Below are 20,313 nucleotides of genomic sequence, written 5' to 3'. Positions count from 1 at the left end.
CATCGTCTTTGCCTTGCTCACGATCAGCCCTGCCCGTACCGAATGACCACAACCTCATCAGGCGTGGTCTGTTCGATTGCTTCAACGGCACTGTCTTCGAAAATGCTGCGCAGGACGAAGGTCAGCGTCATATTGTCCCGTGCACGAATGAAAGTTTCCACCTGCGACGGTGCGACTTCGAGCGTCACCGTCCGGCCAACAATGGCGGACTCGCCACCTTCCGTGGAATAGATCTGGTCTATGGCCAGCACGCGGACATTGGAAAGAAGCATGTCGGCGCCGCTTCCCTGACCGTTATCTGCCGACCCGGAGCTGGACATGGAGGCAAAAATGTCGACGCGGTCGCCCGGCAGGACAAAGCCGCCAGAGGCCTGTTCAGCGCTCATACGCGCACTGATGGCGCGCATACCCGGCGTCATGATGGCGGCCATCATACCGCGGTCACCGTGCTGGACGACGTTCTGCGCAAAGACGGGCTCGTTCTCCCGAATGGCCGTACGGGCGCGCATCTGCGGCAGTTCCTCGTAAAATTTGGTGTTCTTCTCGGTGACGTAGAATTCCGGCACAGCGTCTTTCGGCCACTGAACCCATTTGGTCCCTTGTGGATCGATGATCGCACCCTGGCTGAAATCACGGCCAGCCACGAGCACACGGACCATCTCAGGACCCTTTTCCTGCGGCACGATATTCACGACCGCGTCCGCTGTCGGATTATCTGACGAGACAAGGAAAAACGCTGCACCGCCGGCCAATACCGCCACCAATAAGATCAGCAATCGCATCTTGCTCATGAGCTGTCCTCAGCACTCCGTCCACCGCCAGAAAAAGGCGTTCCGTGCCAATGTGCCTATCAACACTCAAGACAACGTTAATGGGCTGGTGAACTATACTTTATAAGAATTTGTTAGGATTGATTAACGCTACGCTTTTACCCGAAAGCGAAGAACGGGGTCTCTGGCCATACAATGATACCGCCGATCGCGATGGCGATACCGTAGGGCATGACCTGCTTGCGATTATAAAGACCATCGATCCAGCTATGGGTGGCGATCATGACAGGCAGTGGCATGCGCCGGAACGACATGATGAAAAGTGCCAGAAAGCCGCCCGCCACAGCAAAGGTCAGAACAAACATCGGCAGTTGCGCAACACCCACCCAGAGGCTTGATGCGGCAATCAGTTTGGAATCGCCCGCTCCCATCACCTTGAAGGCGAACAGGATGAAGCCGGCAACAAGCACCAGCGCGGCGACACCGGCCGACATGGCCATGTCCTGCAGACCCATGCCGAAAAACAGCGCCGCGAACGGCCAGCTGACGACAAGGAGGCCGGAAATATTGTTCGGGATCTTGTAGAAGCGGAAATCATTGACCGCCGCCATGACAAGAAGGGCTGGAAAGATAACGGAAATCAACAACGCCATCATGAACTCCTGGGCTGTGTCACAGCTTACAGAGACGATTTAAAGATCCGGTTGATAACATAGCAAAAAGGCCGATCGTTTCCCGACCGGCCTTCTGCCCAACACATGGGTACGCCCTTCCAGAAAGCGCTAGCCGAACAACGCAGGGCCCACTGCCTTTCTGGAAGATGCCGTGAGGTACACTGCTTATTCTGGCAGCGCGCCGAGATCGGTATCGACTTTCGTAAAAGCCTTGTTCAGTTTGGTGCCGATATTGCCGACAGCCGTGATGATCGCGACTGCGATCAGGGCTGCGATCAGGCCGTATTCAATAGCCGTGGCACCGTCTTCTTCTTTGATGAAGCGGGACATCAGATTCGTCATGGTCAACTCCTACTTTTCTGCACAATCTGGTCTTGCACTCTCCAGATGGATCCAATGTACCACATGGAAGTAAAAGAATAATCCAACAAAATCGGCAGTTTAGTGAATCGAAATTAAGCCTAGATTAGGATCATCAGTACGCCATGCTGCGCAGGGCTTCGACGTCCCGCACAACAAGTCCAGGATAATCCCGTACAGCAATCTGGCGCGCCAGCAGACCAGCAATGGCAGCAGCGGCATCACGGTCGGTCACGCCCGCGGCTTCAGCAATAACGGCGTGCCTGGGCATTTCTTCGATGACATATTCATCGTTCCGACGGCGAACCAAAGACATCAGCTGACGGAACACGCGGCGCTCTGGCCCGACGTCACCATCGCTTGGCGCTTCGAGGCGAACCACCTCTTCCGCGAGATACTGCATGAAATGTTGGCACGCGATCAGGTTGGTCTGGCATAAAGATTTCAGCGCGGCCGCATCAAGAATGATAATTTCGATGGCGGTCGCCGCGACCATGGAGATTTTTTCCCTGCTATGGCCGCTGCCAGCCAGAATGGTCGCCAGTCCCGAGACATGACCGGCACTTATATCCGAGACATCGATATCGCCTGTATCATTGACCGCCCGCATCAGGCGCGCTTGCCCCTCTATCAGGCCATAGCACATGCTGCCGTCATACTGACCCATCGCAATCACGGTATCGTTAGGATTGTATGCCACGAGATCCGCGACAGGGACGATGGCCTTGATCAGGGCATCGGGCGCGTCAGCAAAGCAGGTGAGCTGCTTGAGACCACGGACAAGGCGGGCTTCAGGGCTGTCATCTGTTGTCGCAACAGTCCCTTTCTGATCGGTCCGGAGATTTGATGACATGAGGCGCCCTGATCTTGTCGATTGGCATTTCTAGCCGCAAAGCGTTTGCATATCGGTAAAGCGAGACCCGGATTTTCGCTTAAATCCTTGTTGATGTTTTCGTGGTCCATTGTCGCGGTACGACATTTCAGGACGACCGCCATGCAGCGTCACATTCTATGCCTTGTCCCCTTCGCCGCTCTTTCCATGGCACCCGCCATGGCCGGCGACGTGAACGTGGTCATCGATCAGGCGCAGCTGTTCCAGGTGCAGGAACCGATTGGTAGCGTCGTCGTAGCAAACCCGTCCATTGCAGATATCAAGGTTCTGTCACCGACTGAGCTTGTGCTTTTCGGCAAAATGCCCGGCGCGACAAACCTTTTCCTCTTTGATCGAGACGGTAAGCCAGTGAAAAACATTGCGCTGAACGTTACGAATGGCGGCGCCAACACCATCACGGTCTTTTCTGGCGCCTACCGGCATACCTATGCCTGCGCGAATACCTGTGAGCCAACCTATACGGTCGGCGATGGTGTCCACGGTATCCGTGCCACGGGGACGGATGTAGCTGAGCAGGTCACCACCAAGCAGGAACTTGCGACCACTGCGGCCCAGGGTTCTTCTTCTACCGCGGCAGAACGCGGTACGACGGGCATGCGCGCGCCGACGACTGATAATCCTGAAGGTTAAGTCAGTCCGACTGCGAATAGAATGAATAGATCCGCGGCCGCTCAGCCGGGCGCAATCTGTTCCGGCACCATTCATCAATCGACCAGGCCATGGCCTGATCCGGGGCCTGCCCCCGCTCTAGCTTGATCTCGGCGATGAGACGATCAAGCGCGCCGGGACGCTGGGAGACCCGGACCTCACAGGCGGCCACCCCGGGGTGATCGGTAATGATATTGGCGATAGAGCTTGGAAAGACGTTGATCGCGCCGATCTGAACCGCGCCATCTAGCCGCCGTCCCAGATCAAAGGATCGGGCATTGTGCCATGCCAGATCATCCATCGCGATCAGGCTAGCCGGCCGGCCATTGGGCCGCATACGCACGATAGAGCCGTTCTTGTGTGACCAGTGCTCAAACAGGACAAAGGGATCCGGCGCGCTCTCGCGCCAAGCCAGCAGGCCGGTTTCGGTTGATCCGTACAGCTCCCGCATTGCCCCGAGCCCCCGCTGCCGCAGTCTTGCGGCAAGATCGACACTCAGCCGTTCGCCAAAGGACAGGCCCATGACGTTGTTGGCAAAGGACGGCATTGTATCAGCGAGATATCGCCACAGCGTCGGCGTTGCGATGACAATGTCCCCGAACTTCAGATAGTCGCTCAGCTCATCAGGGCTGAAGGCCCGGCCATCCGTCACGTCGATCCGTTGCAGATTAGGCGCAAGGACAGAGGTGACAAGGCCGACAAGGCTGTGGGGCGAAACCAGCGCGACCGCTCTTCGGCGACCCTGCATCAGGCTCGCGACAGCCGCTGCATCCTGGTAAATATCATCAGCGTTATGACGGGTTTCAGCATCACCCGACTGGGTTGATGGGTGAAACCGAAAATGCAACAGCGCATCGCGGATCGGCACGGCAATGCGTTTTGCCCAGGCGCCGAACGTATCGCTCGGCTCGACTTTCAGCAGCGATTCGTCGAAATCGAAGAACCGGGCGACGCGCCGAGCGCAGGATTCCCGCTGGTCGGGCGTTGCATCGACACCGCCGCGCCCCAGTTTTGTTTCCTCACCCCATCGGGAAAGCGTGAGGGTTTCCGTGTACCGACCGTAACGGCGCGACAGCTCATCAGCCGTCAAAGCGGCGACGATGGAAACGAGCTGATCATGAGTAAATGAGAAAGACTTCACCGTCCGCGATCCTCCTTCTCGGCAAGGGCATAGAGATCCTCGATCATGCCATTTGACCGATTGACCGGCCCTTCTGTCCATCCGCCACCGTCAAACCACGCCGGACGTACGCCTATCAGCGAATTGGTCCGGTAGAGCCGCCGCCCCCACAGATCATTGGGCTGCAGCCGCCGGACCGTGACCGGGACATGCTGACGCGCGGCATAGCGCAAAATCATGGCGCGGACGATACCAGGCAAAATACCGGCCGTCAGCGGCGGCGTCACAAGACCAGTATCGGTTTCGACAAACAGATTGGCCATGGAGGTCGAGGCGACATCACCAAATTCATTGGTGAATACCACGTCCGCCGCGGCCTGTTCGGCCGCAAAGGCCCGCGCCGCCAGATTGTCCGTATAGGACAGCGTTTTCATCCGCGAAGTCGGTGCTCCGGAGGACCGGATGAACGGCGCCGGCAAAAGTCGATCAGGCTCGGGATTGAAATGCTGGGCCGTGGCTGGGCTCAGAGAGATCACAATAGTCGGCGACTGATCCTCCACCGGGATCGGCAGGAGCCCCCGTGGGCCGGGGCCCCTTGTCACGGTGATACGAGCGGCACCGACCTCTTCGTCCGTCTTGTCCATAAGGTCCAACAGCCCGGCGCGCAGCGTATCGCGCTCAACCGGCAGGTTCAGTTCGCGGGCACTGACCTGCAACCGGCAGAGATGTTCGGTCAGGAAGACAGCGCGGCCCCGGTCGATCTTGATCGTCTCGAACAGGCCATCGCCCAGAAGGAGCCCGCGATCGCTTGCCTGCGCCACACGCGCGTCCGCCTCGACAATCTCTCCGTTCACCCAGATCTTCATGTCCTTATCCTAACCCGTCTTGCAGGAAATTGGCGATGATTTGATGCCCATCCGGGGTCAAAAGACTTTCGGGGTGGAACTGGACGCCCATATGAGGCCGGTCACGGTGCCGCAGGGCCATGACAAGACCATCGCTGGACCAGGCGATCGCCTTGAGCGGGCCCTCATCCGGCAGCCGCCCCAGCAGCGAATGGTAGCGGCCGGCCTGAAAAGGGTTGGGCACTTTGCTGAAGAGCGGATCGCCCTCGTGACGCACCAGACTGGGCCGGCCATGCATCGGATCAGGGGACAGGATGGTGGCCCCGCCATAGGCATCGGCCAAAGCCTGATGACCCAGACACACACCCAGAATCGGCAATTGCGGGAAGTGCTGAATGATCTGTGTACATATCGGAATATCGGAAGGGCGGCCCGGCCCAGGCGAGAGGATGATGGCGCGCGGCGCGATGTCCTCCACCACTTTCAGGTCAAGGGTGTCATGGCGAACCACCTGCGTTTCCGCTCCGGCTTCCCGGACGTAACGGGCCAGCGTTTCGACAAAGCTGTCATAAAGATCGACGACCAAGATCATGGCATCATCGACCTGAAAGGATAGGCCTTGTCTTCGGTCTCGGCATATTCCGCCGCGGGGTCAGACAGAATGGTCACCCCGCCCCCGGCCCGAAGGTCAAGGCGGCTACCGCCCGTCTGCTGACTGATCACGGCCGTTCTGATGGCGACAGAAAAGACGGCCGGACCCTGATCGGGAATATAGAACACTGTGCCGCAATAAGGCCCCCGCCCTTCCCCCTCGATTTCCGCAATACGCTCCATGGCACGAAACTTTGGTGCCCCGGTGATCGATCCGCAGGGGAACGCCGCGCCCAAGGCGTCCATGACGCCCAATCCTGACCGCAACGTACCGCTGATACGCGAATAGAGGTGATGCACACGGGGCAGCGTCCGCAGTGCACAGATCGCGTCTTCGGTGATGGTATGATCCGCACACACTTTGGACAGGTCGTTGCGCATCAGATCGGCAATCATGACATTTTCCGCCCGGTCCTTCGGGTCGCGCATCAGGGCGATGGCCAGCGCCTCATCAGCCTCCGGCGTTGCTCCTCGCGGACGGGTGCCCTTGATCGGCTCGGTGGTGATCCGGCGATCGTCGACGCGGAAGAAAAGCTCTGGGGAGTTGCTCAGGACCGCTCCCTCAGTCACGGGGATATAGGCCGCATACGGCGCTTCGCCGCGCGAGACGAGGTGCGCAAAGAGGATCGGCGCCAATCTGGACGGCGGAAGGTCATATCGGGCCGTCAAACGCCGCGAAATATTGGCCTGGAAGATGTCTCCATCCCGGATCAGGGCGATGACCTGGCGTACCTGCTCTTCATACGCCGAGGCTGATGCCCCTGGCGATGTCGCGGTCGGCGTCGGCGCTGGGTCTGCAGGCACGGGCAAACTCGACGCGGCTATCGGTGAAACCTGGCCAAACCGCGCGCACCACAGGATCGGCAGGCCATCGGGGGACGGCGGCAGGGACAAGCGCTGTTCCAACCCCGCCGCCCACTCATATCCGATATAGCCCGCAATGGTGCCGCCCGGTGGTATGTCGGCGGCATAGTGCCGCAACTCATTCAGATTTGCCGACGTCAGGATGTCCTGCGGGCGCCCCAGCGCCACCCAACCCGTCCCGGCGAAGCCCGGGCCGAGCAGCATCTGGCCGGCTTCTGCAGCGCGCAGAGCGGCAGGCGGGAGAAGAGTGCGGGGGTCGGCCAATGCAAAATCCTGCGTGGTTGTTCGCGACGAATTGCCGGTCCACGCGACGATCAGCAAGGGCAGCGTGCAAAACTGATCATCACCCCTTTGAAAAAAGCATGGGTTGGGATATCCCCGCCCAGCAGATTCAATGGTTCAACAGTGTCTGAAGGAGCGCCCATGGCGGATAAACTGGCTGTCGTATTCGGGGCTTCGGGCTTTCTGGGCCGGCACGTGGTGCGCGAGCTGGCGGCGAAGGGGTGGCGCGTCCGCGCAGCTGTCCGTCGTCCCAACTACGCCAATCACCTCCGTCCGTTGGGCGCTGTGGGCCAGATTGAACTCAGCCAGGCCAATGTGCGCTATCGCGACACTGTCGATCAGGCGCTGGACGGCGCAGACGCCGTCATCAATCTGGTCGGCATTTTGAAACCAGAGGGCAAACAGAAGTTCGCTGCGGTCCAACGCGACGGTGCCCGCAATATCGCAGAATTGTGTGCCAAGCGCGGCATCACGAATGTTGTGCATGTGTCGGCGATCGGCGCTGATGATGACAGCGAAAGCGACTATGCCCGCACCAAGGCCGAGGGCGAAGCCGCGTTCCGCCAGTTCGTGCCTGAGACTGTTGTTCTTCGCCCATCGATCATTTTCGGACCGCAGGACGATTTCTTCAATCGCTTCGCGGGCATGTCGCGCATGTCGCCGTTCCTGCCCCTGATCGGTGGCGGGAAAACGAAATTCCAGCCGGTCTATGTCGATGACGTGGCCGACTGCATCCGCCTCGCCGTTGAATCCGCTGATTATGCCGGGCGGACCTTCGAACTCGGTGGGCCTGAGGTCAAAACGTTCAAGGAGCTGATGGAGCTGACCCTGCGTATTGTCGGTCGCCGTCGTGCGCTTCTGCCGATCCCGTTCTTCGCCGCAGAGCCCATGGGGTCGGTGGGCAGTTTCGTGGATTCCGTCAGCCCCTTTGATGCACCGATTACCGCCGATCAGGTCAAGCTGCTGAAGAGCGACAATGTCGTCGGCCAGTCCGGGGAGGACAATGTAGGGAACATTGCGGATTTCGGCATCACGCCGGAAACAATGGAAACAATACTGCCCACCTACCTTGTGCGGTTCCGCAAGGCCGGACAGTTTAGTCCCGAAACGCTGTAGCCGCCGCCTCGACGGATCCCGGCTTCACGCCAATCGGGAGATGTTGATGCGGTCAGCCTGCTTTGCCATTGCCTTTTGCTGCATGGGATCGGCCCATGCGGCTGAGTGCGCGCCGCTCGGCCTCGACCGGGACGGCCTTCTGGAACTGCGCGAGGGCGGCTTTGTGATCGCCGATCCGGCTGCGCGTCGGACCTTTGCCCTCGACCTCGCCGCGTGCCTCGCGTCTCCCGATCCCGTTCTTCGCGACAAGATTGCCTATGAAGGGTTCTCGGCTCTTCTGCGTGGCGACCAGCTGGAGACCGATACCATCCGCTCACTGAGCGACCAGCTGATGGGTGTCCTGTCGGCGCCCGCCGACGCGGCCGGATTTGAAAAGCCTTTCGCCGCACTTGTCCTCTCTGAGATCGCTCGCACCGACCGCTTTGGCGATACGATGACCCCGGACGGTCTTGATGCGTTGGTCGCCGCCGCAGCCGGCTATCTATTGGGCATCACAGACTATCGCGGCTATGACGAAACAGACGGCTGGCGCCATGGCGTAGCGCACGGCGCCGATTTTGCCATGCAGCTGGCCCTGAACGATAAGCTGACATCAGATCAGCTCCACCGGCTGGCGGCGGCCATCGCTGCACAGACTGTGCCTGACGATGCGCATTTCTATATTTATGGGGAGCCGGGACGACTGGCACGTCCCATTCTCTTCATGTCAGCGCGCAATGACCGTGACGACGCCTACTGGAGCGATTGGTGGGCCCAGTTGACGGCCTCAGCCGCGCCGTCCAATGGGTGGGACACGGCCTATGAGTCCCAGGCCGGGCTGGCAGCGCTCCACAACCTCAGAGCCTTTGCTCAGGCTGTTTATATCAATGCCAGCCTGAGCCAGAATGAGGGCATACGCGCCCTCCTGCCGGGGGCGGAGGCGACGCTCCGCGCCCTGCCCTAGTCCACGTACTTGGACAGAAGACGAATATAGTCCGTCTGGTAACCGTTCGAATTTTCAGTCACCTGCCATGAATTGAGCGGCCAGCCATCATTGAATTGCAGATAGGATTTCTGTGTCGGCTGTCCTGCAGGTGGCGCGGGCGGTGTAATGCCGCACTGATTATTGTTGGCGGCGGAACCGCATCCCGTCGGGCAACAGGAATCCCAGTCATAGGACGGGTTGGCACCACCAACCAAAAATCCCGGGGCAGGACCGTAGGTTGATCCGCTTACGGAATCCCATAGCGCGCTGCCATCGCTGAACCACGTGTGGTAGAAGGTGTCGACCGATTTTTTGGCTCCCTCTGCCGCCATGTTGGACAGATAAACGAGCCCCAGCGGATTCACGCCGTGCAGATAGTGGATGTAGCCAGCGCCCGCCGCCATTGCCGCGTCCACGGACTGGGTGCCAAGGCCATAGGAGGCCTGCTGGACATAAAGCATGCCGGTTCGCGATTTGACCGCATTGCTGCCCCAGGTATAGGCGCCAAGATAGGCCCGGTAAGGATCAATTTCGCCATCCACGGCCTGCCATAGTTCATTAGAGCCCGCCATCGCCGTTTCGTACCGGTCGAGGATCGTTGTGGCGACGGTCGGGTTTGCACCGGAGACGGATGTATAAAACAGGAGGTCGCGCTGGGAATTGGCCTCAAAGCCATTGATATAAAAGCTGCCGACCATTTTCGACGCGCTGTAATTGGCTGTCACATAGTCGTGATAGCCGGACTCGCCGGTGGCATGAGCCAGATAGATGGCCGCTGACAGCTTCTTCTCCGCGCGCGCCTCATCGCTGACTTCCTGCTGCCCCGCACCCAGTCCCTGGCTGCCCATCGCAGAGTCATTATTGCGGAAGGTGACGTCTGGATTGGCGACAGCCCAGTCCCATGCCTCTTCTGCGCGCTGCTCAAGATCCGCTGCGTAGGTCGATAGCGTCGCGTCGCCAAGGCCCCCATAGACTTCACTCGCCAGAGCAAAGGCCGCTGCTGTCGTCAGGGTAGCGGAGCTGCTTTCCGGTCCATAGGTACTCGGCCCGGTCGCAGCAGAAGGGGGTGACGCGCCGTCAAGACCAACGATCGAGAGCACAGAGCCATCTGCATTCTGCATGCGGATGAGCCAGTCCAGTCCCCACTTCACCTCATCGAGGATATCAGGGATGCCATTGCCGCTTTCAGGGATGCCGACATCGTCGGTCCAGATCGCGGGACGCTCCATGTAGCTCGTCAGAAGGCTGATGACATAATCAGCGGTCCAGTTGGTATATTTGTTATAGTCGCCCGCATCGTACCAGCCGCCGTGGAGGTCCCGCTCCGTCGACGCATCACCCGGTGCGCTGTAAAGGCGCGCTTCTGTATCCTGCCCCGGCCCGACATGGCTGGCGCCGTCGGCCCAGCCTGTACCCACATAGGCCGCATCTTTCGCAAAGCCGGCACGCTGATAGAACATGACCTTGAGTGCCGCCTTCAGAACATCGTCATAGACGTCATCACCGATCTCGAAGCTCGCAGATACGACAAGGTCTTCGCTGTCTCTGATCGTGTATGTGCCCGGCGCGGTCACCGCGGAAAAATCGAGCCACCAGGCCTCATCACCAGATCCGCTATGGGAAGCGCCCCCATTCCATTCGGTTGGCAAGACAGTGAGGACGGTGGTGCCTGTGGCCTCATCGACGACCAAGTATTCATCGGCCGGGTCGATCAGATCGTCGGCATCGAACCCCGTCACCGGATTTCTGATGACCGCAATCTTCTCCATGTCTGTCCGATAGCCGAACTGATCCACAACCAGGAACGGGCCATCGCCCTCAATGCGCGCTGATGATTGCGGCGGCGGAGGGGGAGGAGGGGGAGGAGGATTATTCGGTACCGACGTTGATCCACCGCCGCCTCCACCACCGCCACAAGCCGCCAGAACGGAGGTACATACGGAAATCGCCAGCAGGCGCCGAATTGTCGACATGATGAGAGCCCTTGTTTCCTCGATCGCCGCGGCTTCAATTCGTGAGCCGGGCTTTGATATTGAAAGTAGTTTTGCTGACAAAAAGAGTTTGCGCAACGGTTTCATTGGATCACTATCGGGTTGCGCTTGTCTGCTGGCTTGGCTATGGGCCCTCACTCTCGCTGGACGGTACCCTGGCGAGACAGTTCCTTATCGGTGCCGCGGAGAAAACAGATGTCTATCGAAGCTGCTCGCAAAGCCGAGCTTATTGCCGAATACGCCACGCAAAAAGGCGACACCGGCTCCCCTGAAGTTCAAGTTGCGATCCTGACCGAGCGGATCAACAACCTGACCGACCACTTCAAAGAGCACAAAAAAGACAACCACTCCCGTCGTGGCCTGCTCAAAATGGTTTCCCAGCGTCGTCGCCTGCTCGACTACGTCAAAGGCAAAGAAGAAGCGCGTTACCAGTCGCTGATCGAACGCCTGGGCCTGCGCCGCTAAGCCGGACACGCCTGAAGTCTTCAGAACCCGCCGCGGCACCGCCCGGCGGGTTTTTTGCTGTTTGGCGCGGTTTTCATTATCGCAAGCAACACCGTTAACCATTGCCGGGGCCGAACGGGCTAGACTAGCGTCGGACGGCAGGAGAATCCCATGAGCACCCAGGAAGAGAAGGCCCCAGTGGCCACTGGCCCGACCTGGCCCCCTTCTTATCTCGACCAAGCCGGCTGGGGCTGGGTGCCGTCCTGGCTGAAGACCTATTTGCGACCGCAGATGCTGGCCATGTTGATGCTTGGCTTCGCCTCGGGCCTGCCGCTCTACATGTTCTACTCCAAGACTTCGATCTGGCTGCGTGAAGTCGGCATTGAGCGGTCAACGATCGGCTTCTTCTACTGGATCGGCCTCGCCTATACGCTCAAATGGATATGGGCCCCAGTGATCGACAAGACGGTCATTCCCGTGATCGGCCGAATGTTCGGACACAGACGGTCATGGATGATGGTGTCCATCGGCGGCACTGTTCTTGGCCTGCTGATCCTGTCTACGGCCAGTCCGGCAGACAGTCTGATGCCCGTTCTTCTTGGCGCAGGTCTCGTCGCCTTCGCCGGGGCCACGCTCGATGTCTCGATCGACGCCTGGCGGATCGAAAGTGCGCCAACCGAGGCACAGGCCAACATGGCCGCCTCGTATTCGCTGGGCTATCGCGGCGCGCTGCTTTTCTCAGGGCTTGGACTGGTCATTGCGGGCAATTATAGCTGGACCGTGTCGTTCACGGTCATGGCTTTGGCCATGGCGATCTGTGCCGCGCTCGTCATCCTGATCTCGGAGCCTGCCAGCCGCAAGACGGCCAAGCCGACAGACAACCTCCCTCTCTTTGCTGGCCCGTGGAACGCCGTCGCGGTGGGTACGGCCCTTATCGTTATTACCCGAGCGCTGCGCTGGGTAAATGTCGATACCAAGGTGCCCGAAGGCGACACCTTCATCTATCTGCTCGCCGGCCTCGCCGCTCTCACTTTCATCCTCGGCGGCTTGGTCCTGCGCGGCACACGGAGCGGTATGGCGTTGCGCGGCGCGATGGCCGCTGTCGGCTTGTCGTATGTCTTTTCCCGTGAAATTGCCGATCAGCTGACCACGGTGGATGCCAGTTCCCCCTTCTTCAGGCTTGCGGTCGTTGCCGTATCCCTCGCCGCGATCGGAGCCTTCGGCTGGCTGGTGAGCCTCAGTTTCAATAGGACCGGCACTCCTGCCCCCACGGCAGAGCAGCCCCGCGGCAAAATGTATGAGACCTTTGGCACACCGTTTCTGCAGGTCTGGGACCGGTTCGGCGTCGTCCTCGTCCCCATTCTGATCCTTGTACTGATCTACCGGACGAGTGACTTCACGATGGGCGTGATGGCCGGGCCGCTTTATGTGGATCTGGGCTATAGCACCGAGACCATCGGGGCGATCCAGTCCGCCTTTGGCGTGCCTGCAACATTCGTCGGCCTCTTTCTGGGGGGAATCGTCGCGAACACGATCGGCGTCATGCGCTCGCTGGTCGTTGGTGCGATCCTGACCCTCGTGACCAACGGTTTCTATGCCTATTTTGCGGCCCACGCCGCGGGCACGGACCCGGGCTTTCTGACCCTTGCGATCTGTGCGGACAATGTGGCGGGCGGGTTTGTGACCACGGTCTTTATCGCCTATCTGTCGAGCCTCGTGGACCCCGCCTTCGCCGCCACCCAATATGCGCTTTTCTCGTCGCTCTATGCCCTGCTGAACAAGTTGCTTGCGGGCTTCTCAGGCGTGATGGCCGATGCCATGGGCTATGAGACGTTTTTCCTGGTGACCGCCAGCTACGCGATCCCGGCCGCCATTCTGGTGCTGGTTGTCATGGCGATGAGCAAAAAACGACCGCCCAAACCGATCCTGGCCGAACGAACGACCTAGACGCCCGGCACCCGGGCGGTGCAGTCCTCAAACGCCATCGTCTTCATGTCTGTGGCGGCCGGACCCGTGGTCAGGCCGACGACGGTACCGCCTGCCGGGACGACCACGGCATAGGCGCGACAGGACCCGAGGTCATAACGCCGAAACTCGTTCTGGCCTTCGCGCCGGACCAGCGCAGGGGCGCCGGTAACGCCTTCAAGCTTAGCCACGGGGCTGCCGATAAATGCATCCGCCTTCGGGCCCGCTACTTTCTGATTGGCCGGCACACTGCCGATCAGCGCCGCAATGGGGTCGGTATCTTCCGCCTCCACGGGCGCCGCAGCTTCACTTGGCGCCGGTGGTGTGGTCTGACACGCCACCAGCGCTGTGGTGGCGCAAAGGGCAACGATTGCCCGAGTGACAAGAAAGCGGCTAGGGCCGGAGACAAACATGGAGAACCTCAAAACCGGTATGACGCACCAATTAGACGTGATCGCCCTCGGGAACGCAATCGTAGACGTACTTGCCCACACGGATGAAGCCTTTCTTGAGCAGCACGGCATTCCGAAAGGGGCCTTTGTGCTGATCGACACGGCCAAGGCCGAAATCATCACCGCCGCCCTCAACCCCACCGACCAGATCGCCGGCGGCTCTGCAGGCAATTCGATGGCATGCTTGGCGAGCCTTGGCGGCAAGGCCGGCTTTATCGGCAAGGTGGCCGATGACGAGCTGGGCGATGTCTATCGCGCATCGATGAAGGATACGGGCGTCGAGATGACGACGCGCTCCATCGAAGGTGATATGCCAACCGGCCGTTGCCTGATCGCCGTGACACCCGATGCGGAACGGTCAATGGCCACCTATCTCGGCGCCGCAGCCATGGTTGCCCCTGACGATGTGGAAGAAACGTACATCCAGACCGCAGCGGTCGTGTACTTCGAGGGCTATCAGTTCGAGCAGGACCTGCCGAACAAGGCGCTCGTCAAGGCCAGCGCGTTTGCCCGCGCCGCCGGTCGCAAGACCGCCCTCACCCTCTCCGATGTGGGCGTGGTCGAGCGCAATCGCGACGCTCTCCTCGCCTTCATCAAGGACCATATCGACATTCTGTTCGCCAACGAGGACGAGGCGCACGCCCTGTTCGGCAATCACGACAATGCGGCGGCCCTGGCCAAGGAAATGAGCGAGATCGTCCCCTTCGGCGCGGTCACGAAGTCCGAACGCGGATCAATGGTGTTCGGTCCTGACCACGCGCCGGAGGATGTGGAAGCCTATACGCCGCCGCAGCTGGTCGATACCACCGGGGCGGGCGACGCCTATGCCGGCGGGTTCCTGTATGGCTTTGTCCGGGACATGCCGCTGGACCAATGCGCGCGTCTGGGCTCGCTCTCGGCCTCGGAAGTCATCTCCCACATGGGCCCGCGCCCACAGATCAGCCTTCTCGACCTCGCGAAGAAGCACGGACTTCTCTAAGAGGTCCGCGACGCCTTTTCTTCATGGCCGGACGTGCCTTCACGTTCGGCCAACTTGGCTGCGACATCATCCAAAGTGACATCGTTGGCGGCGAGCAGGACGGCAAGGTGATAGAGCACGTCGGCGCTTTCCGCTGCCAGCTCATCCTTGTCGCCAAGTGCGCCTGCAAGGGCGGCCTCGACCGCCTCTTCCCCGAACTTCTTGGCACAGCGGGCCGGGCCTTTGGATAGGAGACTGGCCGTATAGGACGTGGACGGATCAGCGCCCTTTCGGCTTAGAACGGTTGCCATCAGGCGATCCAGTACAGATCCGATCTCAGACATATCAGCTCATCCTCATCGGCAGGCCGCGTTCCGCCATATAGCCCTTGGCCTCAGCAATCGAGTGATCGCCGAAATGAAAGATACTGGCGGCCAGCACCGCAGAGGCATGACCTTCCGTCACGCCGTCCACCAGATGCTGCAGATTACCCACACCACCCGAGGCGACCACAGGGATCGATACCGCATCGGCAATCGCGCGGGTCAGGGCTAAGTCATAGCCGCCCTTCACCCCATCGCGATCCATGGACGTCAGCAGGATTTCCCCCGCTCCGCGACGCGCCGCGTCCTGCGCATATTCGATGGCGTCGATGCCCGTGGGCTCACGCCCGCCATGGGTGAAGATTTCCCAGCGATCATCACCGACTGACTTGGCGTCAATCGCGACCACAACGCACTGATTTCCGGCCGCGCGGGAGGCCCGGTCGATCAGCGACCGATCACGGACCGCGGCGGAATTGATCGCCACCTTGTCCGCGCCCGCATGCAACAGCGCGTGCACATTCTCAACGCTCCGCACACCACCGCCCACGGTGAGGGGACAGAAGGCCTGCTCTGCCGTACGGGTCACCATGTCGAGAAGCGTCCCCCGCCCTTCGTGGCTGGCGGTGATATCGAGAAAGCAGATCTCGTCGGCGCCCGCTTCCGAATAGGCGCGCGCTGCGTCCACCGGATCACCGGCATCACGCAGGCCCACAAAGTTCACGCCTTTGACGACGCGACCATCCTTCACATCAAGACAGGGAATGAGACGAACCTTCAGTGTCATGATCTTTCCAGCGCCAGTGCTTCAAGCGGGTTGATCGTCCCCTCATAAAGCGACCGCCCCAGAATGGCGCCGCAGACACCCTCGCTCTGATGTTGCGCCAAAAGCTCGAGATCAAGAAGCGCCGCCACACCCCCGGAGGCGAGGACAGGAATACCGACCGCGCTAGCCAATTCCTGCGTTGCGGAGACGTTGGCGCCGGTCAGCGCACCATCTCGGGAAATATCCGTGTACACGATCGCAGCAATGGCATCGCGATCATATCGGGCGATCACATCCTTGGCCGCGAGAGTGGACTTCTCCCCCCAGCCATCCGTCGCCACGAAACCGTCCTTGGCATCGATACCCAGGACAATCCGCCCTGGGAAGGATTTCAGCGCTGCATGCACAAAATCAGGATCCTTCACGGCCGCTGTGCCCAGAATGACCCGGGTCACCCCCAGGGACAGCCAGCGTTCCACGGTGGCCAGATCGCGAATACCGCCGCCCAGCTGCACTTTGGCGTCGGTCTCATAGAGAATGGCCTCAACCGCGTCAGCATTCTCAGGCTTACCAGCAAAGGCACCGTCGAGATCCACGACATGAAGGTGGCCAAAACCCACATCCCGGAACTTCCACGCCTGTGCCGCAGGATTATCAGCATACGTGGTGGATTGCTCCATATCCCCATGCAGCAGGCGGACACATTTGCCGCCCTTCAGGTCAATGGCGGGCCAAAGGGCAAAACTCATGGCTCAAGGCCTCCATTTCATAAAATTGGCGAGCAGTGTCAGGCCGTAGGCCTGGCTCTTTTCCGGGTGGAATTGCACGCCGACAATGTTATCCCGACCGATCATCGCAGCAAAGTCCTCGCCATGGCCGCACGTCGCCTGAACCGAGGCCGGATCGTCCGCATCAAAACAATAGGAGTGGACGAAATAGGCATCGGCGTCTTCGGGCAGAATGGCATGCCCGCGACCCTGGACGGTATTCCAGCCCATATGCGGGATCTTCAGACCGGGCGCAGTGAGGGCACGCACCTGGCCGTTGATCCATCCAAGGCCGGCCGTCTCCCCATGCTCGAGCCCGGTGCGGGCAAGCAGCTGCATCCCGACACAGATACCCAGAAAAGGGCGGCCTGCGCCCTGAACGGCTTCTTCCAACGCCTCGCGCAATCCCGGCCGCGCCTCCAGCATTTCCATGCAGGCGCCAAACGCCCCGACGCCGGGCAGGACGATGCGATCCGCGGCCGTGATCAATGCCGGGTCGGCAGTGACATGCACCTCCGCATGGATGTCATGGTCATGGGCTGCTTTCACCAGTGCCTTGTGCGCCGAGTGCAGATTGCCGGAGCCATAGTCGATCAAACATACGCTTTGGGTCATGGGAGGCGGTTAGTCGGTCCGCCCGGCCCCTGCAATCCCTCACGCAGCCTGGGGGTGAGCCTGTGGCCTTCGCATCACGCCTGCGATGAGGATGGCGCCCAGCGCGATGACGCCAAGAAGGCCGAAACCGGTTCGCAGGGATGTCGCCTCGGACACAAAACCGATCAGCACCGGCCCGAGCAGCATGCCGCCATGGCCCATGCTGGACACTGTGGCGATGGAGGCACCGGGGTTCTCAGGATCCTCATCGGCGGCGCGGGAAATCGCGAGGGGCACCAGATTGGCATAACCCAGCCCCATGATCCCGTAGGCCAGATAGGTCACATAGATATGGCCGGACGTCACCGCGATCAGGACGCCAATGGCTGCGAGCAGGCCACTGATACGGGTCGTCATGACCTCGCCCACCCGGTGGACGAAGGGATCTCCGCCCAGACGGCCAACGACCATGGCGGCGGCAAAAAGGCTGTAGCCGAACGCCGCTGCGCCCTCGCCAACGCCAACGGTTTCAATGGCCAGCAGCGCGCCCCAATCGGCCATGGCGCCCTCTCCGATCGCAGAGCAGGCCGTGATGGCAGCCACAAGGACGAGCGCCTTTTTGGGCAGACGCAGAGGCACCTTCGGCGTATCGACGGCCTTGACCCGATCCGTCCACGGTGCGGTGGCGACGGCATGGGCGAGGGGCATGATGACCAGCACAAAGGCAAGATAGTGAAGCGCAGGAGACAGGCCGTAGTGGGCAGCGACGGCGCCAATGGCCGTCGCGCCCGCCGCGCCGATCGAGAACATGGCGTGGATCCCCGACATGATCGGCCGAGGGGACGCCTTGGCCACCGCGGTGCCCCATCCGTTCATGGAGATAACCATGATCCCGCTGCCGAAACCGTAGAGGAACAGCGCGAGACCAAAGGTCCAGACGGTGGGGGCAAATGCAATGCTGACGAGGAATGGTGCTGCCGCGAGGGAGCCTAGTCGGGTCATTCGGCGAGGACCGTATTTGTCCGACAGCCAGCCAGCGATCGGAAAGGAGACGAAAGCGCCGATCGCCATGAGGAGAAACAGTGTGCCAAGCACATCATGGGGCACCTCGAAGCGATCCTCGAACGCTGGAATTCGCGAAATCCAGGTACCGTAGAAGCTACCCGCCATCAGGAAGAAGGCGCGTGCACCGTTTGGCGCCGTCACAATTTTCTGCAGCACGACCCATCACCTTTTGAAGATGGCGGGTCGTTAGCGAGTTGCTGAGCGAAGGGAAAGCCCCGGCCCTCAGGCGCCGAGATAGAGGTTGAAAAAGGCCAGCGTCCGCGTCCAGGCCAGCTTCGCTGCCGCCTCGTCGTAGCGACTTGTGGTGTCGTTGTGGAAGCCGTGGTTCACACCTTCATAGACGTGAACGGAGTATTGCTTGTTGGCGGCCAGCAGCGCCTTTTCATAGTCTGGCCAGCCACTATTCACACGATCATCAAGACCGGCCAGCTGGATCATCAAAGGCGCCTCCACCATCGCCGCCTCCTCGGCCGTCGGCCAGCCGCCATAAAAAGGAACGGCCGCTTTCAGCTCTGGCATGCGAACGGCGAGCATGTTGGTCATGGACCCACCAAAGCAGAACCCGACCGCACCGATCGACCCGTTGCAGGCGGGGTGCTCCGCCAGCGTCTTTGCACCCGCGATGAAGTCTTCCAGCATTTCATCGCGCGAGCGCTGCTGCTGCATCGACCGGCCATCATCATCATTGCCCGGATAGCCGCCGAGCGGATAAAGCGCGTCAGGGGCAAAAGCCACATAGCCAGCCGTCGCAAGGCGCCGGGCCACATCCTCAATATACGGATTAAGACCGCGATTCTCATGGATGACCAGGACACCCGGATGTGTGCCCTCACCCGCCGGGCGCGCCAGCAGACCTGCCATCTCCCCTGCCCCGTTTGGCGATTGATAGGTCAGGGTTTTCGTCTCGATGCGCGGATCATCGGCAGCGACCTGTTGGGCCAGCGCATAATTGGGCAGCAGGCCAGACATCAGCGCGGCCACGGTCAGACCGCCCACCGCATAGCGCTGCACCTTGTCGAAAAAAACGCGCCGCGAAATATCGCCGTGGCAATACTGGTCGTAAAGATCGTATGCGCCCTGGGGCAGGTCAGGTGTTTGACGGTCGGTCATGCTGGTCGCCTCTCTTGTTTCAAAGGAACCTAGACGCCAAGGGCTGGCCCGGCGAGTGCGGCAAACAGCCCCTTTGCGATTTCAAGTCAGGGAGACGCGTGCCACTGACCATCCCGCCAGATCAGCGCATCCGGGCTGAGCGGCTGTTGCGCCGCGGCATGGGCAGATCGGCCAATAGCCTTGATCTCATCCACCGCCATCGGGCTTGCCGCGTTGCTGACAAACAGGATCTCCCGCGCCGGGGCAACGATGATCGGCGAAGCTCCGGTCGAGACGGCCAGCCCCTCCCAAAAATCGTCAAGCACCAGAAGCGAGGTCTCGCGCCGGCCGTCCAGCGTCACGGTGCCAAACCCCGCCTCGTCTATGAGCTTGAGCTTCCCCTCAATGTATTCGCGAAAATTCGCGGCGGCGATCTCATAGGCCTCATCCGCCGACAGGCCTTCCGCGCTCAAAGACGGCTCGTTCAGATAGGTCTCGGCTTCGCCGACGGATGTGGTCAGGACAGCCACGAGCGCCGGGCCGATGGGCCGAGTGATAATATCTGTCCCGATCTCATCGCGGTGGCGAATGACCGGCATGAGACTGTCCCGGTCGACATCAACGATCTTGGCAGCCGGAACACCGGCGCGATCAGTGACGAGCGCCAACGCGCAAAGGATCGCCACCAACACGGCAAAACCAGACCGCATCAT

Annotated in this window: 23 protein-coding genes; 6 read left to right on the top strand and 17 right to left on the bottom strand. The window is 60.5% G+C overall.

Annotated features, from left to right (window positions below; all coding sequences use genetic code 11):
• Nucleotides 1-23: 23 nt before the first annotated feature.
• From cpaB to RUI03_RS00860, 4 genes are all read right to left on the bottom strand, one after another.
• The gene (gene cpaB / locus RUI03_RS00875; protein ID WP_317288392.1) at nt 24-791 is read right to left on the bottom strand and encodes a Flp pilus assembly protein CpaB; all 768 of its coding nucleotides are present in this window, start codon (nt 789-791) and stop codon (nt 24-26) included.
• Nucleotides 792-928: 137 nt separating this feature from the next.
• Nucleotides 929-1,426 (bottom strand): prepilin peptidase, encoded by a 498-nt coding sequence (locus RUI03_RS00870; protein WP_317288391.1) that lies wholly within the window; start codon nt 1,424-1,426, stop codon nt 929-931.
• 183 nt (nt 1,427-1,609) lie between these two features.
• Nucleotides 1,610-1,786, bottom strand: coding sequence for a Flp family type IVb pilin (locus tag RUI03_RS00865; protein ID WP_317288390.1), 177 nt, complete (start codon nt 1,784-1,786; stop codon nt 1,610-1,612).
• Between the two features lie 133 nt (nt 1,787-1,919).
• A complete protein-coding gene (locus RUI03_RS00860; RefSeq protein ID WP_317288389.1) occupies nt 1,920-2,657 on the bottom strand; it encodes a hypothetical protein in 738 nt (245 codons plus the stop codon).
• 141 nt (nt 2,658-2,798) lie between these two features.
• On the opposite strand from RUI03_RS00860, the gene RUI03_RS00855 reads away from it, so the two are divergent.
• Nucleotides 2,799-3,326 carry a pilus assembly protein N-terminal domain-containing protein gene (locus tag RUI03_RS00855; RefSeq protein WP_317288388.1) on the top strand — a complete coding sequence of 176 codons (528 nt, stop codon included), beginning with the start codon at nt 2,799-2,801 and terminating at the stop codon, nt 3,324-3,326.
• Nucleotide 3,327: 1 nt separating this feature from the next.
• Here the strand turns inward: RUI03_RS00855 and RUI03_RS00850 are convergent, their stop codons facing one another.
• From RUI03_RS00850 to RUI03_RS00835, 4 genes are read right to left on the bottom strand one after another with little or no spacing between them, the layout of a single operon-like run.
• Nucleotides 3,328-4,485, bottom strand: coding sequence for a hypothetical protein (locus RUI03_RS00850; RefSeq protein WP_317288387.1), 1,158 nt, complete (start codon nt 4,483-4,485; stop codon nt 3,328-3,330).
• Complete coding sequence (locus RUI03_RS00845) at nt 4,482-5,330, bottom strand: aminotransferase class IV (RefSeq protein WP_317288386.1); 849 nt, start codon at nt 5,328-5,330, stop codon at nt 4,482-4,484. The genes RUI03_RS00850 and RUI03_RS00845 overlap by 4 nt, the downstream gene beginning before the upstream one ends.
• A 4-nt stretch (nt 5,331-5,334) precedes the next feature.
• Nucleotides 5,335-5,901: an aminodeoxychorismate/anthranilate synthase component II gene (locus RUI03_RS00840; protein WP_317288385.1), complete on the bottom strand. Its 567-nt coding sequence runs from the start codon at nt 5,899-5,901 to the stop codon at nt 5,335-5,337.
• A complete protein-coding gene (locus RUI03_RS00835; RefSeq protein WP_317288384.1) occupies nt 5,898-7,088 on the bottom strand; it encodes an anthranilate synthase component I family protein in 1,191 nt (396 codons plus the stop codon). The genes RUI03_RS00840 and RUI03_RS00835 overlap by 4 nt, the downstream gene beginning before the upstream one ends.
• A gap of 159 nt (nt 7,089-7,247) precedes the next feature.
• Here RUI03_RS00835 and RUI03_RS00830 point away from each other — a divergent pair, with 159 nt between their 5' ends.
• Both RUI03_RS00830 and RUI03_RS00825 read left to right on the top strand, forming a co-directional pair.
• The gene (locus tag RUI03_RS00830; protein WP_317288383.1) at nt 7,248-8,222 is read left to right on the top strand and encodes a complex I NDUFA9 subunit family protein; all 975 of its coding nucleotides are present in this window, start codon (nt 7,248-7,250) and stop codon (nt 8,220-8,222) included.
• Nucleotides 8,223-8,268: 46 nt separating this feature from the next.
• Entirely contained in the window at nt 8,269-9,165 is an 897-nt protein-coding gene (locus RUI03_RS00825; protein WP_317288382.1) for a DUF2785 domain-containing protein, read from the top strand.
• Here the strand turns inward: RUI03_RS00825 and RUI03_RS00820 are convergent.
• The gene (locus tag RUI03_RS00820) at nt 9,162-11,159 is read right to left on the bottom strand and encodes a glycoside hydrolase family 9 protein (protein ID WP_317288381.1); all 1,998 of its coding nucleotides are present in this window, start codon (nt 11,157-11,159) and stop codon (nt 9,162-9,164) included. The genes RUI03_RS00825 and RUI03_RS00820 overlap by 4 nt on opposite strands.
• A 144-nt stretch (nt 11,160-11,303) precedes the next feature.
• Between RUI03_RS00820 and rpsO the strand changes: the two genes are divergently transcribed.
• Both rpsO and RUI03_RS00810 read left to right on the top strand, forming a co-directional pair.
• The gene (gene rpsO / locus RUI03_RS00815; protein WP_410795974.1) at nt 11,304-11,642 is read left to right on the top strand and encodes a 30S ribosomal protein S15; all 339 of its coding nucleotides are present in this window, start codon (nt 11,304-11,306) and stop codon (nt 11,640-11,642) included.
• Nucleotides 11,643-11,792: 150 nt separating this feature from the next.
• The gene (locus RUI03_RS00810) at nt 11,793-13,568 is read left to right on the top strand and encodes an AmpG family muropeptide MFS transporter (RefSeq protein WP_317288379.1); all 1,776 of its coding nucleotides are present in this window, start codon (nt 11,793-11,795) and stop codon (nt 13,566-13,568) included.
• Here the strand turns inward: RUI03_RS00810 and RUI03_RS00805 are convergent.
• Nucleotides 13,565-13,999: a hypothetical protein gene (locus tag RUI03_RS00805; protein ID WP_317288378.1), complete on the bottom strand. Its 435-nt coding sequence runs from the start codon at nt 13,997-13,999 to the stop codon at nt 13,565-13,567. The two genes, RUI03_RS00810 and RUI03_RS00805, sit on opposite strands and share 4 nt — an antisense overlap.
• Nucleotides 14,000-14,018: 19 nt before the next feature.
• Here RUI03_RS00805 and RUI03_RS00800 point away from each other — a divergent pair, with 19 nt between their 5' ends.
• Nucleotides 14,019-15,017 carry an adenosine kinase gene (locus RUI03_RS00800; protein ID WP_317288377.1) on the top strand — a complete coding sequence of 333 codons (999 nt, stop codon included), beginning with the start codon at nt 14,019-14,021 and terminating at the stop codon, nt 15,015-15,017.
• Here RUI03_RS00800 and RUI03_RS00795 read toward each other — a convergent pair.
• The 7 genes from RUI03_RS00795 to RUI03_RS00765 all read right to left on the bottom strand — a co-directional run bounded on the left by RUI03_RS00795 (nt 15,014) and on the right by RUI03_RS00765 (nt 20,313).
• Nucleotides 15,014-15,340 carry a phosphoribosyl-ATP diphosphatase gene (locus RUI03_RS00795; RefSeq protein ID WP_317288376.1) on the bottom strand — a complete coding sequence of 109 codons (327 nt, stop codon included), beginning with the start codon at nt 15,338-15,340 and terminating at the stop codon, nt 15,014-15,016. The genes RUI03_RS00800 and RUI03_RS00795 overlap by 4 nt on opposite strands.
• Before the next feature lies 1 nt (nt 15,341).
• Nucleotides 15,342-16,106 carry an imidazole glycerol phosphate synthase subunit HisF gene (hisF, locus tag RUI03_RS00790; protein ID WP_317288375.1) on the bottom strand — a complete coding sequence of 255 codons (765 nt, stop codon included), beginning with the start codon at nt 16,104-16,106 and terminating at the stop codon, nt 15,342-15,344.
• Complete coding sequence (hisA, locus tag RUI03_RS00785) at nt 16,103-16,834, bottom strand: 1-(5-phosphoribosyl)-5-[(5-phosphoribosylamino)methylideneamino]imidazole-4-carboxamide isomerase (protein WP_317288374.1); 732 nt, start codon at nt 16,832-16,834, stop codon at nt 16,103-16,105. Before hisA ends, hisF begins: the two co-directional genes overlap by 4 nt.
• Before the next feature lie 3 nt (nt 16,835-16,837).
• Nucleotides 16,838-17,467 (bottom strand): imidazole glycerol phosphate synthase subunit HisH, encoded by a 630-nt coding sequence (gene hisH, locus RUI03_RS00780; RefSeq protein ID WP_317288373.1) that lies wholly within the window; start codon nt 17,465-17,467, stop codon nt 16,838-16,840.
• A 39-nt stretch (nt 17,468-17,506) separates the two neighbouring features.
• Entirely contained in the window at nt 17,507-18,667 is a 1,161-nt protein-coding gene (locus tag RUI03_RS00775; protein ID WP_317288372.1) for an MFS transporter, read from the bottom strand.
• 66 nt (nt 18,668-18,733) lie between these two features.
• A complete protein-coding gene (locus RUI03_RS00770) occupies nt 18,734-19,621 on the bottom strand; it encodes a dienelactone hydrolase family protein (RefSeq protein ID WP_317288371.1) in 888 nt (295 codons plus the stop codon).
• Between the two features lie 86 nt (nt 19,622-19,707).
• Nucleotides 19,708-20,313 carry a hypothetical protein gene (locus RUI03_RS00765; RefSeq protein ID WP_317288370.1) on the bottom strand — a complete coding sequence of 202 codons (606 nt, stop codon included), beginning with the start codon at nt 20,311-20,313 and terminating at the stop codon, nt 19,708-19,710.

Source organism: Parvularcula sp. LCG005, from assembly GCF_032930845.1.
Lineage (GTDB): Bacteria > Pseudomonadota > Alphaproteobacteria > Caulobacterales > Parvularculaceae > Parvularcula.
This window is presented reverse-complemented; position numbering and strand designations above follow the sequence as displayed.

What these genes read in the sequence shown, in the direction of transcription:
- RUI03_RS00870 (WP_317288391.1), bottom strand. Translation starts at nt 1,426, where the DNA reads ATGATGGCGTTGTTGATTTCCGTTATCTTTCCAGCCCTTCTTGTCATG.
- RUI03_RS00800 (WP_317288377.1), top strand. Translation starts at nt 14,019, where the DNA reads ATGACGCACCAATTAGACGTGATCGCCCTCGGGAACGCAATCGTAGAC.
- RUI03_RS00770 (WP_317288371.1), bottom strand. Translation starts at nt 19,621, where the DNA reads ATGACCGACCGTCAAACACCTGACCTGCCCCAGGGCGCATACGATCTT.
- RUI03_RS00855 (WP_317288388.1), top strand. Translation starts at nt 2,799, where the DNA reads ATGCAGCGTCACATTCTATGCCTTGTCCCCTTCGCCGCTCTTTCCATG.
- hisA (WP_317288374.1), bottom strand. Translation starts at nt 16,834, where the DNA reads ATGAGTTTTGCCCTTTGGCCCGCCATTGACCTGAAGGGCGGCAAATGT.
- cpaB (WP_317288392.1), bottom strand. Translation starts at nt 791, where the DNA reads ATGAGCAAGATGCGATTGCTGATCTTATTGGTGGCGGTATTGGCCGGC.
- RUI03_RS00810 (WP_317288379.1), top strand. Translation starts at nt 11,793, where the DNA reads ATGAGCACCCAGGAAGAGAAGGCCCCAGTGGCCACTGGCCCGACCTGG.
- RUI03_RS00805 (WP_317288378.1), bottom strand. Translation starts at nt 13,999, where the DNA reads ATGTTTGTCTCCGGCCCTAGCCGCTTTCTTGTCACTCGGGCAATCGTT.
- RUI03_RS00795 (WP_317288376.1), bottom strand. Translation starts at nt 15,340, where the DNA reads ATGTCTGAGATCGGATCTGTACTGGATCGCCTGATGGCAACCGTTCTA.
- RUI03_RS00825 (WP_317288382.1), top strand. Translation starts at nt 8,269, where the DNA reads ATGCGGTCAGCCTGCTTTGCCATTGCCTTTTGCTGCATGGGATCGGCC.
- RUI03_RS00860 (WP_317288389.1), bottom strand. Translation starts at nt 2,657, where the DNA reads ATGTCATCAAATCTCCGGACCGATCAGAAAGGGACTGTTGCGACAACA.
- RUI03_RS00845 (WP_317288386.1), bottom strand. Translation starts at nt 5,330, where the DNA reads ATGAAGATCTGGGTGAACGGAGAGATTGTCGAGGCGGACGCGCGTGTG.
- rpsO (WP_410795974.1), top strand. Translation starts at nt 11,304, where the DNA reads ATGGGCCCTCACTCTCGCTGGACGGTACCCTGGCGAGACAGTTCCTTA.
- hisH (WP_317288373.1), bottom strand. Translation starts at nt 17,467, where the DNA reads ATGACCCAAAGCGTATGTTTGATCGACTATGGCTCCGGCAATCTGCAC.
- hisF (WP_317288375.1), bottom strand. Translation starts at nt 16,106, where the DNA reads ATGACACTGAAGGTTCGTCTCATTCCCTGTCTTGATGTGAAGGATGGT.
- RUI03_RS00765 (WP_317288370.1), bottom strand. Translation starts at nt 20,313, where the DNA reads ATGATGCGGTCTGGTTTTGCCGTGTTGGTGGCGATCCTTTGCGCGTTG.
- RUI03_RS00840 (WP_317288385.1), bottom strand. Translation starts at nt 5,901, where the DNA reads ATGATCTTGGTCGTCGATCTTTATGACAGCTTTGTCGAAACGCTGGCC.
- RUI03_RS00830 (WP_317288383.1), top strand. Translation starts at nt 7,248, where the DNA reads ATGGCGGATAAACTGGCTGTCGTATTCGGGGCTTCGGGCTTTCTGGGC.
- RUI03_RS00820 (WP_317288381.1), bottom strand. Translation starts at nt 11,159, where the DNA reads ATGTCGACAATTCGGCGCCTGCTGGCGATTTCCGTATGTACCTCCGTT.
- RUI03_RS00865 (WP_317288390.1), bottom strand. Translation starts at nt 1,786, where the DNA reads ATGACGAATCTGATGTCCCGCTTCATCAAAGAAGAAGACGGTGCCACG.